The organism is Gimesia sp., from assembly GCF_048262075.1.
GTDB lineage: Bacteria > Planctomycetota > Planctomycetia > Planctomycetales > Planctomycetaceae > Gimesia.
The window spans coordinates 121670-136140 of sequence record NZ_JBLXFK010000007.1; the positions used below are offsets into that span (position 1 = coordinate 121670).

Consider the following 14471-nt stretch of genomic DNA (forward strand, 5'->3'; position numbering starts at 1 on the left):
TTCCACCAGCATTCCTGTTTGAATTGAACCCGCTTACGAACTGGATTCGAGAGTTCGTTTCACCTCGTTAATCCGGAATGCCTCCAGCAGGTCTCCTTCTTTAATATCATTGAATCCAGAGAGCAGAATACCGCACTCCATACCTTCGCGTACTTCCTTGACATCATCTTTTTCACGCTTCAACGAAGCGATTGGATACTGATTCAGAATCTTCTGATCCCGAATCACGTGCACACGATCATTTCGATTGATCGTACCGTTCAGCACGCGACAACCGGCAATTTTTCCAAACCGGCTGACGGAGAATGTCTGTAGAACCAGAGCACGCCCGGTCTGCTCCTGAACCAGTTCGGGACGTAACATGCCTTCCAGTGACGCCCGAATATCATCCACCACTTCGTAAATGATACTGTAACGACGAATTTCAACATCTTCCTGCGTCGCCAGATTGAGGGCACGATCTTCCGCAACCACATGGAACGCGATAATAATCGCATTCGAGGCACTCGCCAGATAAACGTCACTTTCGTTGACTCCGCCAATCCCTTCGTGCAGAATTTTGACCCGGACTTCTGGATGCTCAAATTTATTGATTTCACTGCGAATGGCTTCGAGAGAGCCTGGAGTATCTGCTTTGAGAATCAAAGGCAGATCCTGAATTGCCCCTTCAACCGCTGAACCCAGAATATCTTCCAGAGTCCGCGGGCCACCACTGTGTCGGGACAGCGTGTCGGCACGACCTTCATGACGTCGCTCTTCTGCCAGCTCTCTCGCCTGATCGATCGTTTCCACAACCACAAAATGATCGCCTGCACCGGGAACGGAATCCAGACCTGTCACCTTGACGGGCATGGAGGGAGGTGCTTCCTCAATCTGCTGATCCATATCATCGTACATGGCACGAATATAACCGTACGATTTACCACAAATCACGGCATCACCAATCCGCAGCGTCCCTTTCTGAACAATCAGCCAGGCTACTGAACCACGACCTTCATCGCGGAAACCTTCCAGACAGGCTCCCACGGCAGGCCGATTGGGATTGGCTTTGAGCTCATGCAGTTCGGCTGTCACCAGCAGAGTCTCCAGCAGGTTATCCAGCCCCATTTCTTTTAAGGCTGAGACGCGGACCACTTCTGTTTCGCCACCCCATTCCGAGGGCAGAACGTTTTGTGAAGCCAACTCCTGCAGAACTTTCTGTTCATTGATATCTGGCAAATCAATTTTATTCAGTGCCACGACCATCGGAACGCCTGATGCCTTTACATGACTGATACTTTCAGCCGTCTGAGGCATCACTCCGTCATCGGCAGCAACAACCAGCACTACCATGTCAGTTACATTCGCCCCCCGAGATCGCATCTCGCTGAAAGCGGCGTGACCGGGTGTGTCAACAAAAGTCAGTTTATGGCCGTTATATTCAACCTGATAGGCGGCGATATGCTGCGTGATGCCGCCTGCTTCACCTTCAACCACTTTGACATTGGATTTTCTCAGCGTATCAACCAGAGTTGTTTTACCATGATCGACGTGTCCGAGAACGGTAATAATTGGTGGGCGGGTAACCAGATCTTCTGGAGCATCTTCCTGCTCGACAATTTCGTTGACCGACTCCAGTGCGCCTCGTTGCCGCTTGAAGGTTAAATCAACTCCCAGTTCCATCGCGACGGCCAGGGCAACATCTTCTTCGATAATCTGGTTAATGGTGACCATCTCACCAAATTCTTTGAACATAATGGACATGATGGCTTTTGCAGGGCGTCCCATCGCTTCAGACAGACTGCGCACGGTCATCGGAACTTCCACTTCCGCTTCGGTCTTGTGGACGACATTACCCGTATCGTGCTTCCGCTTGGAACGGCGGGGACGACGGCCCACAACATCCTGCTGTTCTCCACCACCCTCTCCTGAGAATCCCCGACGACCTTCCTTCCGCTGCTCACGACGCTGCTTACGCGCCTCGACCAGGCTCAGGCTGCCACGACGGGTCTTCGAATCATCATCTTGAGGATCGCGATCCTTCTCCTTCTTTTTCTGTTCTGTATGTTGAGCCAGGTGAGCAGCCAAGGGGCTTTTCTGCTCCAGAATATCAGCAGTCAAACGCACTTCCGGCTTTTGCGCCTTCTCTTCTTTTTTCTTGGGTTTTGGAATTACCGGCTGCTTATAGGCTGGAGGCGCTGCAACGTTCGGCAATGCTGACTTCGGCTTCGATTTCGGCTGTGGCTTGCTTGAACGGTTAGATCCAATTGGTTTCATTTCTCGAATATTAGAACCGGAGGCACCTCCCGCAGGAACATAATCATCCCGGGTCATTGCCTGATCAGCCTCTGGTTTTTCAGTATCCTCAATTGATTCCTCTGATCGACGCTTAAGTGCCGCCGATCGCCCTTCGGCGACTTCCACTGTTTCTTCAACGGACTCATCATCCTGGACGGTTGGCGTCTCATCTTCTATAACAGGTTCCACTTCCTCTTGCTCAACCACCACCCCAGATGTTCCTTCTTCAGAATAGGAATCTTCATCAGAGGTATTGGATGACTTTTGAGTAGAGGAACGAGATGCCTGCGGACGGGAGGACATCGTCTTGATATTGCGCAACTTTGGTGGTTCCCGTTGAGGCGTCAAAGTCTCGGGAGTCGCCGACTCGGCTGATGCACTATCAGCAGGCTTACCCTTCTCATCCAGATAGGCAATGACAATGTCACGTTGTTCGGGCGTAATGCTGGCCAAAGCGGAGTTTTTCAACTTCACTCCTGCCTTATTACATTCATCGATCAGCACTTTGCTGTCCATTCCCAACTCTTTTGCAAGAGCAAAAATACGAATCTTCAACAGCCCTTCTCCCGTGAACAAATTTGCAATACGTTTACAAGTCTGATCAGACTGAAACGACATGCCTGATGAGACAACAGCCTCATCACACTTAATCGAACGAATTATTCCTGTTTCTCAGTAGATTCTTCCGCGGAATTTTCTACATTCACTGGCGATTCTTCAACCAGTGATTCTTCAGAAACAGTCGTTACGTCTGCCTCTGCAGTATTCTCTGAATCATTTACATCTGTAACGGTTTCTTCAACCGTCTCATTTTCAGCAACAGCCGTTTCCGAGGTTATTTCCTCTGTGGACTCCGACTCATTCGCTGCAGCAGGCTCGCCCTGAGTTGCTGTTTCTTCCTCTGTAGCAGATACTTCTTCTGTGGCAGGTTCTTCCTGCACTGCAGATTTTTCTTCCGGTGACTCATCCTCTATCGTTGTAACAGATTTCTGTTCGACACCGGCAGGAGCACTTCTTTGAGCGGTCCGCATTGCCTCTTCTTCCGCTTCAACACGTTCACTTTCCCGGTCTGCCACTTCGACAATCTGCTCACACTGCTCCGCAGTCAAGCCCCCCAGTTCCGCCAGTTGATCCGGCTCAATTACAGACAGGTCGTAGTAACTGAAGAAACCCTGGGAAACCAGACTTTCTGCCAGTTCTTCAGAAACACCTGGGATGGAAGAAAACGCTTCCACTGTTTTATCCAGTTGCTCATCCAGTTCAGTTTGCGTCATAACTTCAATGTCCCAGCCGACCAGCTTGGAAGCCAGACGCACGTTCTGACCTTTACGGCCAATCGCCAGAGGCAACTGGTCATCCCGAACCAGTACGATCACCCGGCCCAGCATGGGACACAGAATGACATCTTCCACTTCCGCCGGCTGGAGGGAATTCGGCACCAGCACCTGTAACGAATCGTTCCAGCGAACAATGTCAATCCGCTCACCGGCCAACTCGTCAACGATATTCTTAATTCGGGCTCCCCGCATTCCGACACAGGCACCAACACAGTCGATACTGCTGTCAATACAAGACACAGCAACTTTTGATCGGTAACCGGCTTCTCGTGCCAGGGAACGCACATCGATAATTCGATCTGCCACTTCCGGAATTTCCAGTTCAAATAATCGGCGTACCATATCAGGATGAGTTCGAGAAAGGATCACCTTGACCCGACTCCCTGCTTTACGCACATCCAGAACGACGGCTCGGACGCGGTCATTTACACGAAAAGACTCACCTGGAATCTGTTCACCCCGCGGCAGAATCCCTTCGATTTTGCCCAGATTGATCAGCACTGCACCGCCTTCGACACGAGAAACCGTTCCCGAAACCGACTGGTACTGCATCTCCATGTATTCATCAAAGACCGTGTCGCGTTCCGCTTCTCGGATTTTTTGTATCATGACCTGCTTGGCTGTCTGTGCAGCGACACGACCCAAGATTTCCCCCAGGATGTCCTTCCCCAGTTTATCGCCATCACAAAGAACGGTCGGTTCGCCTGTATCTCGATCAATGTCTACAGAAAGCTCATGGTCATCTCCAAAGTGCCGACGCGCTGCTGACAGGATGGCCTGTTCAATTCCACCAAACACGATCTCTTTATCTATATTTTTATCGCGTTGAATGGCATCAACAATCCGGAGAACTTCCTTACCGTCCATAATTGTGTTTCCTTCATTCGACAGTTGAGATCTTCAACTGACTCGAAAACTACTCAAACAAGACCTGAACTGGTCAAATCTATTTATATACCGCGGGAACCTAAGCCCCTGCGATACCGCTATTAACAAAAAAAAGCGGGAACATGCCCACTTTATGACTACCCGCACCACCGCAAAACGGTATCCAGGCGTAGCCGCGGTTGGCATTTTTCAATACATCAAACGCGACAATCGGATTGGTGAGCGAAAGCTCGTGTTCCAACCAGCCTACATATTTGAGGACTCCATTCGAGTTTACGAATGCCGATTCATCACAAAGAAACAAACAGCCTCAGCGGCATGTCACCCCTTGCAAGCACAATGCATACTGAACACCAGTACGCAAAACAATTGCGCATAAAGCACCACTACAATGAATACTTCACTATCAAGTGAAATTAATCTTCGCGCGTTCAGATGTCAAGCACCGCAGGCAACTATTTCATAACGACTTAACTTCACCGAAATTGATTTACCAAAATGGCACAAGGTACGAATCGTACGTACAGTGTCCGGGCAGTTTTCCCAACACACCGCTCAAACCTCGCTAAGATCAAATTCAGCACTTTCTTCATGATGAGAGCAGATTGATCTCCATCGAAATACAAAACTTCTATAGTATCATACACAGAGCCCTGAAATTGGCGACCACTTCTTTTACAGATGGCTGTGCGACTTCAGTGTTCATTAACAGCAACTTTCAGATAGATCGATTCTGGATCACTGCAACTGAAAGTGCCTGCGTCATGTTGAATCTGCTCGAATGAGCCACACATTCTACCCTCATATTTTGAAGGACAACCCTGCAATGTCTCGCTTTTTGCCTCTGCTGGTTCTTTGCTTTGGAATCCCGCTCTCCGCATCTGCACAACCCCCCGCCACTACAAACGACCCTTATGCTCAACAGAAAATCCAGGCTGACCAGGCACAGCAGCAAGGGGACTACGCAAAATCGATCGCAATCACTTCCCAAGTCCTGCAGCAGAAGCCTGACGATCACGTTGCCTATTACCTGAGGGCCAGCGCCCGCGTCGAAGCAGGTCGCGAGCAAGGTAACGTCCAGTCTATCCGCGAAGGAGTCGGCGATGCCCGCGAGGCAATCCGCTTCAGCCAGAACCAGAACGTTAATTATTACCTGCCTTACCTGTACGGAATGATGAATCTGGCAGTTATGGAAAACAAGAAAAGCCATGCAGAGACTGCCTTAGGTGTCGCAAACCAGGTTCTGGCCCGCCCGACGCTCACCCCGGAAGAAAAAGCCAACTTTCATTATCAGCGTGGCATGATTTACCTGCCTTTAAACAAACCGCAGGAAGCAGCACAGGACTTTACAGAAACCATCAAACTGTCTCCTGATCACTTCGCAGCACTTCTTGCCTTGCCGGACGCCTATGCCTTAGCTGGCAACAACGACATGGCCCTGACCAGCTTCAATCAGGTAATTCAGAAACAGCCCAATTCTCCTGTGGTCTACAATAACCGGGCGATGTTTTATCAGCAGCAGGGAAAGCTTCAGGAAGCCATCAATGACTTTTCCCAGGCAATCCGGATCGACCCGAAGTACCACCACGCCATCACCAACCGTGGCTTTGCTTACTTGGAAGGCGGCAAACCCGATACCGCGGAAGCCGACCTGACACAGTCCCTGTCGATTGAGCCCAATCAGCCATTTGTTCTGGGGATGCGTGGAGAAGCCCGACTCCTGCAGGGCAAAATCACAGAGGCCATTGCAGATCAGAAAAAAGCAGTTCAGATGGACCCACAAAACCCGGCCCTGCATTCCGACCTGGGTTTCTCCTATTTCTTTAATCATGACTACCCAGCCGCCCTGGCTGAATTCAAACTGGCTGCACAGCTGGCCCCGGAACAGATGAAAGTTCTCGACCCCTGGATCTATCTGGCAATGACTCAGAGCAACCAGAAATCAGCAGCTGACGCCAGATTCCAGTCAGTCATTGCCAAAAAACCGGACACCCGTGACTCCATCGATAACCTGCTTGCCTATTTGATGGGGGCCATCTCCAATACAGAACTGCTCGATTCCATAGACCAGAAAGACGTAGAACGTGCGAAAGCTCAAATCTGTGAAGCCTACTTCTTCATCGGGGAGAAATCGCTTCTGAGCGGTGACACTGCAACCGCTTCCCAGAACTTCCAGGCCTCATTGAACACAAACATGAAGGGCCTGTCCGCCTATCGTGGCTCTCAGTATGCAATGAAGAAATTCTAGACGGTGTCCAGTTACACTGTCGCGTCTCCAGAGGCATTTGGAGTGAGTAAAATAGTATTCACGACGCTATGCTGAAATGTGATGCATTCAAGCCTTGAAGAATAATCAGTAAAAAATAAAAGCCTCGTAAGGATCACAACTCCCTACGAGGCTTTTTGATTTTCACTCCGACAGTCGACTCAGACACCACAAATCACAGAGGCACTGGCTTGACCAAAAGTGGTTGTGCTGATTTTCAGAAACAGCTTGTTATCTGTTGCCAGTGGCTCATTACGAACCACGTTAAGCGGGCAATCCGGATCAGCAGTTTCATAATTCAGCGTTGCAGGAATCACGCCCTGCTTCAATCCTACCAGCGATCCGCTGGCCTCTACGATCCCGCAGGCTGAACCAGAATTACCAAAGTAGCTTTTTAGTGCAGTAACAGGAATTTCGCTGGCCTTGTCACCAAAAATCTCCTGGATGGCCAGATACTCCTGGACATCAATCACTTGCTCACCCAAGCCATGAGCATTGATATGGCCAATATCTCCCACTTCCACATCAGCCCTCTTCAATGCCAACCTGATGGCATTGGAAATTGCCGTTTTGGTATCCACCGACCCATCCCGTTTCACAACGCATGAAGCGCCGGTCCCCAACACTTCACCCCAGACCTTTGCGCCTCTTTGCTCAGCGTGTGTTTTCTCTTCCAGCAAAAGCGAACAGGCAGCTTCTCCCAGGACTTGCCCGGTGCGTGCGTTATCAAATGGGCGTGAACGCTTCTCAAACTCTGCAGGGGAATCTGCCAGCTGATCCCAGAATTTCGCATGAATGGATTTCACTTCGTGCACCCGGGTTCCGGTCACACCAGCAACCATGACATCTGCCCAGCCTCGCTCGATCACGCGCTGCGCTTCCCCCAACACCAGATTTCCGGACGCCTCTGCCTGTGTAATTGAGTTGTTTGGACCCCGGGCATCAATGATGATACCAATATGACAGGCAGGCATGTTGGGCAGGTACTTAAGCAGCCACAATGGCTCCATTTTGGACAGGCCTTCCCCACCCCAGCGTTGATACTGAAACTCATGCCCTTCAGAAGCGGCCATACAAGCCCCTACCAGAACCTCAGGAGGACTGAGCATCAGATTGGCACCGAACTCGATCCCAAAACGCTCACTATCGACTGCTGAGAGATCCAGGGCTGAATCTTCCATCGCCAGATTTGCGGAAGCGACGCCCAGCTGAATCTCGCGGCACATCACTTTGAGACTCTTCCGCTGCTGCTTCAGATACTCTTTTTTAATGGTGGTAGCATTGAAGTCGGAAACTTCTGCAACACAGGTATCAGGGGCTGCCAGATGAGAGAAGAGTTCGGATTTTTTGACTCCTGATTTCCCGCTCATCAGGCTGTCTTGAAATGCTTGCACTCCGATTCCGATCGGGCTGAGAATCCCCATCCCGGTAATCAGAATTCGTCGCTTTGATTCTGTATTCATTTGAATCTCTTAAGAAAGTCCCGCTTATCAACTACGCCAGCTGCACTCGAAATAATGTATCTTCATCGTAGATCATAATTCTTCCCAGACAAGAGCCTTGCCTGTTTCAATCGGAAAAACCGCTGACGCAGTTAACCATGTTTAGAGAAGAAGAATTTGAGGGATCACGATGCCTGACCTGCAAGCCGACTTAACCCCATAAAACGACTACACACAGACAGACATACACCACTTTGACCCAGTTAAGCAGCTGCAACAAGGGATAGCTAAGACGATCATGCGCCGATTTTCAAGCCTGAAGCGACAACCAGATCAGGAATTATTCGGGAAAACTCTAACCCCTTACAGGCCAACCCAAAAAGAGGGCAGAAATCAGAGCAGCATGCCAGAAACCAAGGCGCCCTAAGGCGCTTTCTGCAGAATCAGACAGGCGTTATGTCCACCAAACCCGAAACTGTTCTTCATCACCCTGTTCAGCTTCATTTCACGAGGCTCGTTGGGAATGTAATCAAGATTACATTGTTCGTCTGGATTATCGAGATTAATTGTCGGAGGTGCTACCTGTTCCTGCAACGCTTTCACCCCCACAACAAACTCGACACCCCCTGATGCTCCCAGTAGATGCCCCAGATGCCCCTTCGTACTGGAAACCGGCATCTGCTTTACATGTGAATTGAAAACAGAATTGATGGCGGCAGTCTCAGCCACATCTCCCAATGGAGTACTCGTACCATGGGTATTGATATAGTCAATATCCTCTGGATTGACGCCTGCATCCTTAATCGCATGCAGCATCGCGCGAGCAGCACCCCGCCCTTCCGGATCGGGAGCTGTCATATGAGTCCCATCTGCTGACATACCATAACCGATGACTTCCGCGAGAATCGGAACTCCCCGTTTTTTAGCATGTTCGTACTCCTCGAGTACAATGATGCCGGCTCCTTCAGCCATGACGAATCCGTCCCGATCACGATCGAAGGGACGACTGGCAGACTGAGGGTCATCATTGCGTGTCGATAAAGCATTCATGCGGGCAAAACCAGATAACCCCATCGGAGTCACCGCGGCTTCACTTCCACCAGTAACCATAATATCGGCAACATCATGCTGGATCAGCTTGAACGCATCCCCGATCGCATTAGTAGCGGAGGCACAGGCAGTTGCCACAGCGCTGTTCGGTCCTTTTAACTCATATGTGACCGAAATATTCCCACTGGCAGCATTGACCATCAGCTTGGGAATCATAAAAGGAGAAACACGTGCCGGCCCCTGGTTGTAAAGTCGGTCATGCTGACTTTCGATCTCATTCAGACCGCCAATCCCACTACCGACCAGAACCCCTCTGCGATAGGGATCACCGTCAAAATCTTCGAGTTGAGCCTGGCGATAGGCAATATGAGCGCCTACCAGACCGAACTGCACAAAGCGATCAACACGCTTCAGATCTTTCGCTGAGATATTCGTATATTCGCTGGCATTGAAATCCTTGATCTCTCCACCAAAACGAACTTTGTAGTCTGAACAGTCAAAGCGTTCCAGCGGACCAATTCCACTTTTACCAGCGCATAACTTGTCCCAGAACTCTGAGACATCTAAACCCAGAGCCGTTACAACAGATACTCCGGTAACGACAACTCTCCTGCGCATTCGTGAACACTTCCTACAATGAAAAGACAGGACCAGATAGTTTCAAAACAAAGGACAGTTCAGCTGACTGGAACAGAACCGCGTTCAGCTTGCCTTTTCAGTGATGTAACCAACTACATCGCCGACAGTTTTGATTTTGTCATAGTCGTCATCAGGAATGGTCACATCAAACTCGTCTTCGAATTCCATTACGAGCTCTACAATGTCCAGAGAATCGGCCTTGAGGTCGTCGATAAATTTGCTGTCCAGCGTAATATCTTCTTTAGGGTGGCCTAATTGCTCACTAACGATACCAACCACTTTTTCTTCAATTGACACTCTTCTTCTCCTTCACCGTCTTAGTGATTTTTTTAACTTCAGGATGGCTGGAAACATCATTACCAGACCAACTTGGATGCATTCGCCTACAGATGTAGCGATGATATATCCACTTTCCCGAATTATGTAAACCTTAAAATGAGACAAGATTTATGAGTCTTGTCTACTTACCCAAAGTTCTCTCATAATTTGATCGGGCTGACTTTACCAGTCTGAGAACCCACGATTTTTGGTTCTACAGAATTTTCTTCAGAGTTCCCGCGTAAGTTGTTGTAGCACAAATTGATAGACCAGATCAAGCTCTGAATTGCCAGCAAAAATGTACCCCGCGACACCACTGTCCCTTTGCATGCTTTATTTAAACACGCACAGAAACTTACCGTCGAACCCCCTATGAATCGTTAACCGTTTCACAGGAAATTTTTCGATTGACGCGTTTCATTAAACCCTTCAGAACCTTACCAGGACCGATTTCATAAAACTCATCAAAACCTGACGCCAGCATCGTCCGCAGGGAATCCTCCCAGAGCACAGGACTAATCACCTGACGTACCAGTAAATCGCGAATCTCATCGGGTTCTTCATGAATTTCCGCATCAACATTGGAAATCACGGGAATTTCCGGTTTTTTCAGACCAACTCCCGCCAAGGCTTCTGACAGGCGACTGTCAGCCGGCTTCATGATTTCCGTGTGAAATGCTCCCGCCACTGCCAGGGGAATCGCTCGTCCCCCCTCCTGCTCAGCCAGCTCCGCTGCCAGTTCGCAGGCACTGTTTTCACCAGACAGAACGATGTTCCCGGGACAGAGATAATTGGCAACCCAGATCTTTCCCGCTGAAGACGCGGACTGACAGATCTCGGTGACCTTCTCCCGATCCAGCAGCAGAATACTGACCATCCCGGAGGGATTCGCATCGGCGGCAGCCTGCATTGCTTCGCCACGACGCTGCACCACACGCAGTCCGTCCTCAAAGCTCATCGCTCCCGCAAAAACCAGGGCAGTATACTCGCCCAGACTCAAACCAGCCGCCATCTCACAAGCCAGAACCTTGTCGGGTGAATCTGCCCGCAACATCTCCAAAGCGGCCAGGCTGGTGACAAACAAAGCAGGTTGACTGATGACAGTCGAATCCAACTCTTCACTGGGACCTTCAAAACAAAGCTTTGCCAGATCATATTCCAGAATTTCTGAAGCGCGATCATACAGCTCACGGGCTGCCGGATAATTTTCGGCAATCGTTTTACCCATTCCGACATGCTGAGCACCCTGTCCGGGAAATAAAAAAGCGATTCTGCTCACGAGTCGATCCCTCTATATTTGGAATTGCACTGCTAGTTAAGATGCCGACTCAGGCAACAGGCTTCTGCGCCAGATGCTCAGCGATCTGCGAATTGATGCCACGATTCTTGAACATGGCACTTCCCTTCAATGCGTTTGCGATCGAGTGAGCATCACTGGAACCGTGGCAAATGATACAAATCCCATCGATCCCAAGTAACGGTGCGCCGCCCGTTTCATGATAATGGAACCGCTTGCCCATCTCCTGAAATGCCAGCTTGGCCTTATCTCGCTCGGTATCCAGACTGCCGATGATCTGTCGGGAAGCTTCCTTCATCAGAAAATCAGCCATCCCCTCACTGACCTTTAAGACCACATTGCCGACAAAACCCTCACAGATCAATACGTCAGCTTCCCCCTGATAGAGCCCGCGACCTTCGACATTGCCGACAAAGCTGTCTTTCAGAAGCCCTTCATTGAGCAGGCGGTATGTGTCGCGATAGAGATCATTCCCCTTCACGTCTTCACTGCCGATATTAATCAGGCCAATCTTGGGTGACTCAATCCGCAATACCTCGCGGGCATAGATCTCACCCATCACGGCATACTGGTAGAGATGAGAAGGTCGGGCCGAAGGATTCGCACCGACATCCATCAGCACGGCATGACCGGCACTGGTAGGCAAAGTCACTGCAATCCCGGGACGCTTGACACTTTTCAGGAACAGGCGGGTTTTCAAACCAGAGGCGACAACCGCACCGGTATTCCCGGCACTCACAACCGCATCTACCTCTCGAGCTGCCATCAACTTCCAGCAGACAGAAATGGAGCTGTCCGATTTCTGACGCATGGCGTCAGTCGGTTTTTCCTCCATTCCCACAACCTGACTGGCATGGACAATCGAAAGACGATCGCCATTATAGCCCGATGCTTCAACCTGAGCTTCAAGCAGGTCACGAGGACCAACTAAAACCACATTGAGTGCAGGATCCGCCTGCAGAGCAGTGATCGCTCCTGTTATGTTCGGTTCAGGGGCATGATCTCCCCCCATTGCATCCAGTGCAATCCGCATTGACCACTAGTCCTCAGTATCAACGATGGTTCGACCCTGATAGAAACCACAATGAGGGCAAATGGCATGAGAAGGAGACGCGGTACCACATTGTGGGCAATAGGTGGGCTTAGTTGCCTTAACACCATTATGACTGCGTCTCTTACGAGAATTGGATTTTGACATCCGTCTTTTAGGAACTGCCATGAAAAAGACCGCCTTAAAACACCTGACTTATCTTAAACTAAACGTTATACGTAACTTAACACTCTTATTAGACCCTGTAAGCGCACGGAGATCTCTCATACCAGCTTTTCTGACAGGAATCGAACATACTATGCAATTTTCAAAACAACTGTCAAGCTACAGGGCCTACATCAGACGATATCAAAAATGATATTTTCGTATTGATTCGCGTAATCAAAACATCAGTACACACTTTGCCCCCCCAGGACCCCAGGAAATCGAGTATCGCAATGATGGATCATCGCCTCAAAACCCCTGTTTCACGAACCTTTCGGGGCATCCTGACAGTCACCGCTCTGATTCTACTCCTACAGAATTATGTCTCTGCTGCGCCACAACAGATGACTCCACAGGAACTTCAGGCATTTGGGAAGCAGATTCAGGATACCGCCTCTGCTCAGGATCCGGTAAAATTCCGAGCTCTATTTGACTGGAAGGCCTTCATCAATCGAGTCCTGGCAGAATATGAACAGAATTCCGCCGTCCAACAGGCACTTCAACCCGTTCGCCAGCAGCTTGAAGCCGCTTACACCGCTGAAAACCAGGGGATCGACTCAGAAATTCTCGCGGAAGTCGCCAATGGGGCTGACTATCGTTTCCTCGCCATGCGCAAAGAAGACGGACAATATAAGGTTATTTTCCGCTTCCTCAGACCCGACTGGACCCTCAACTACCAGGCTTTGATTGTTGAAAAACAGGATTCCGGCGAACTGAAAATCATCGATATCGACAGCCTTTCTACAGGAGAACTGATTTCCCAGTCTCTGCAGCGATTGTATTTACCAGAGCTGTATAAAGCCCATGGAGCAAATCAGGATAAGCTGACTCCCGAACAAAAAACACGAATTCTGGATCAAAAAAAACGCTACGACTTCCTGACTGCGACAGATGAGAAATCAGATCCTTTTCAGGCATATACACAACTTCCCACTCAATACAAAAGCGATAAAATCGTCCTGCTCTTCCTGGCACAAGACTCGATTGCAAAAGAAGACAGCAAAAAATACCAGCAGGTGTTAAACGTCTATCGCAAGTATCATCCCCAGGACCCCGCTGCGGAACTTCTGAGTATCGATTATTTCAGCATGGAAAAACAATATCCTCAGGCAATCGACAGCCTGGATCGCCTTTCCGCTTCACTCAAAACAGTGGATCCTTATCTGTACTCCCTGCGTGCTGGTATTTTGATCGAAATGGGTGACATCAATCTGGCTGGAAAATATGCCGGAAAAGCATCTGAAATCGAACCTGATCTGCTGCAACCCTACCTGCATCTGCTTAATATTTCGGTAATGCAGGGTAACTTTGACGAAACCATTAAGCAGTTGGAAACCCTCAAAACCAAATTCGGGTTTGCCTATGAAGACCTGGATCTCAGCGAACTGGAAAACATCGAAAAATTCACCGCCTCACCCCAGTTCAAAAAATGGCAGTCTGAAAAACTTCCTCCCAAAATTGAATAGTGCACCGATTCAACAAGCTGTTCAGTTTTGATCGTCTTTGTTCATTCTCTGCTGTTTTATGCGTAAATACGGTCATTCCAAATCAGCGACATTCTTCGTAAACGTCTAATTTGATTAAACTTAAAGAAATATACGGCAGACCACCCCAAAGTCGTAGACATCCGAGTTTTGATCGTATCCCGAGCTATAGAAACACTTTAACAGGCCGGCCAGGTTAAGTGAGAGTACGTCAATCC

The 14471-nt window shown here is 49.4% G+C and carries 10 protein-coding genes; 2 read left to right on the forward strand and 8 right to left on the reverse strand.

The annotated features are described in order from the left end of the window. Positions 1 to 33 precede the first annotated feature (33 nt). On the reverse strand, positions 34 to 2832 hold the full coding sequence (infB, locus tag ACN0YH_RS15340; protein ID WP_417380453.1) for a translation initiation factor IF-2: 2799 nt from the start codon (positions 2830 to 2832) through the stop codon (positions 34 to 36). Between the two features lie 104 nt (positions 2833 to 2936). Beyond that, complete coding sequence (gene nusA / locus ACN0YH_RS15345) at positions 2937 to 4481, reverse strand: transcription termination factor NusA (RefSeq protein WP_417380454.1); 1545 nt, start codon at positions 4479 to 4481, stop codon at positions 2937 to 2939. Positions 4482 to 5328: 847 nt separating this feature from the next. On the opposite strand from nusA, the gene ACN0YH_RS15350 reads away from it, so the two are divergent. Further along, entirely contained in the window at positions 5329 to 6750 is a 1422-nt protein-coding gene (locus tag ACN0YH_RS15350; protein WP_417380455.1) for a tetratricopeptide repeat protein, read from the forward strand. 179 nt (positions 6751 to 6929) lie between these two features. Here ACN0YH_RS15350 and ACN0YH_RS15355 read toward each other — a convergent pair whose 3' ends face one another. From ACN0YH_RS15355 to rpmF, 6 genes are all read right to left on the reverse strand, one after another. After that, positions 6930 to 8231, reverse strand: a complete 1302-nt coding sequence (locus tag ACN0YH_RS15355) for a beta-ketoacyl-[acyl-carrier-protein] synthase family protein (protein WP_417380456.1) — start codon at positions 8229 to 8231, stop codon at positions 6930 to 6932. A gap of 402 nt (positions 8232 to 8633) precedes the next feature. Next, on the reverse strand, positions 8634 to 9878 hold the full coding sequence (fabF, locus tag ACN0YH_RS15360) for a beta-ketoacyl-ACP synthase II (RefSeq protein ID WP_417380457.1): 1245 nt from the start codon (positions 9876 to 9878) through the stop codon (positions 8634 to 8636). A gap of 84 nt (positions 9879 to 9962) precedes the next feature. Continuing rightward, a complete protein-coding gene (gene acpP / locus ACN0YH_RS15365) occupies positions 9963 to 10196 on the reverse strand; it encodes an acyl carrier protein (RefSeq protein ID WP_002649181.1) in 234 nt (77 codons plus the stop codon). Between the two features lie 391 nt (positions 10197 to 10587). After that, the gene (fabD, locus tag ACN0YH_RS15370) at positions 10588 to 11496 is read right to left on the reverse strand and encodes an ACP S-malonyltransferase (RefSeq protein WP_417380458.1); all 909 of its coding nucleotides are present in this window, start codon (positions 11494 to 11496) and stop codon (positions 10588 to 10590) included. A gap of 49 nt (positions 11497 to 11545) precedes the next feature. After that, complete coding sequence (plsX, locus tag ACN0YH_RS15375; protein WP_417380459.1) at positions 11546 to 12547, reverse strand: phosphate acyltransferase PlsX; 1002 nt, start codon at positions 12545 to 12547, stop codon at positions 11546 to 11548. 6 nt (positions 12548 to 12553) lie between these two features. Beyond that, positions 12554 to 12733 carry a 50S ribosomal protein L32 gene (gene rpmF / locus ACN0YH_RS15380; protein ID WP_417380460.1) on the reverse strand — a complete coding sequence of 60 codons (180 nt, stop codon included), beginning with the start codon at positions 12731 to 12733 and terminating at the stop codon, positions 12554 to 12556. Between the two features lie 269 nt (positions 12734 to 13002). On the opposite strand from rpmF, the gene ACN0YH_RS15385 reads away from it, so the two are divergent. Beyond that, positions 13003 to 14235 (forward strand): tetratricopeptide repeat protein, encoded by a 1233-nt coding sequence (locus ACN0YH_RS15385; protein WP_417380461.1) that lies wholly within the window; start codon positions 13003 to 13005, stop codon positions 14233 to 14235. Positions 14236 to 14471 lie beyond the last annotated feature (236 nt).

Coding starts and splice junctions, on each gene's coding strand:
- nusA (WP_417380454.1), bottom strand. CDS start 4,481: ATGGACGGTAAGGAAGTTCTCCGGATTGTTGATGCCATTCAACGCGAT.
- ACN0YH_RS15350 (WP_417380455.1), top strand. CDS start 5,329: ATGTCTCGCTTTTTGCCTCTGCTGGTTCTTTGCTTTGGAATCCCGCTC.
- ACN0YH_RS15355 (WP_417380456.1), bottom strand. CDS start 8,231: ATGAATACAGAATCAAAGCGACGAATTCTGATTACCGGGATGGGGATT.
- fabF (WP_417380457.1), bottom strand. CDS start 9,878: ATGCGCAGGAGAGTTGTCGTTACCGGAGTATCTGTTGTAACGGCTCTG.
- plsX (WP_417380459.1), bottom strand. CDS start 12,547: ATGCGGATTGCACTGGATGCAATGGGGGGAGATCATGCCCCTGAACCG.
- rpmF (WP_417380460.1), bottom strand. CDS start 12,733: ATGGCAGTTCCTAAAAGACGGATGTCAAAATCCAATTCTCGTAAGAGA.
- ACN0YH_RS15385 (WP_417380461.1), top strand. CDS start 13,003: ATGATGGATCATCGCCTCAAAACCCCTGTTTCACGAACCTTTCGGGGC.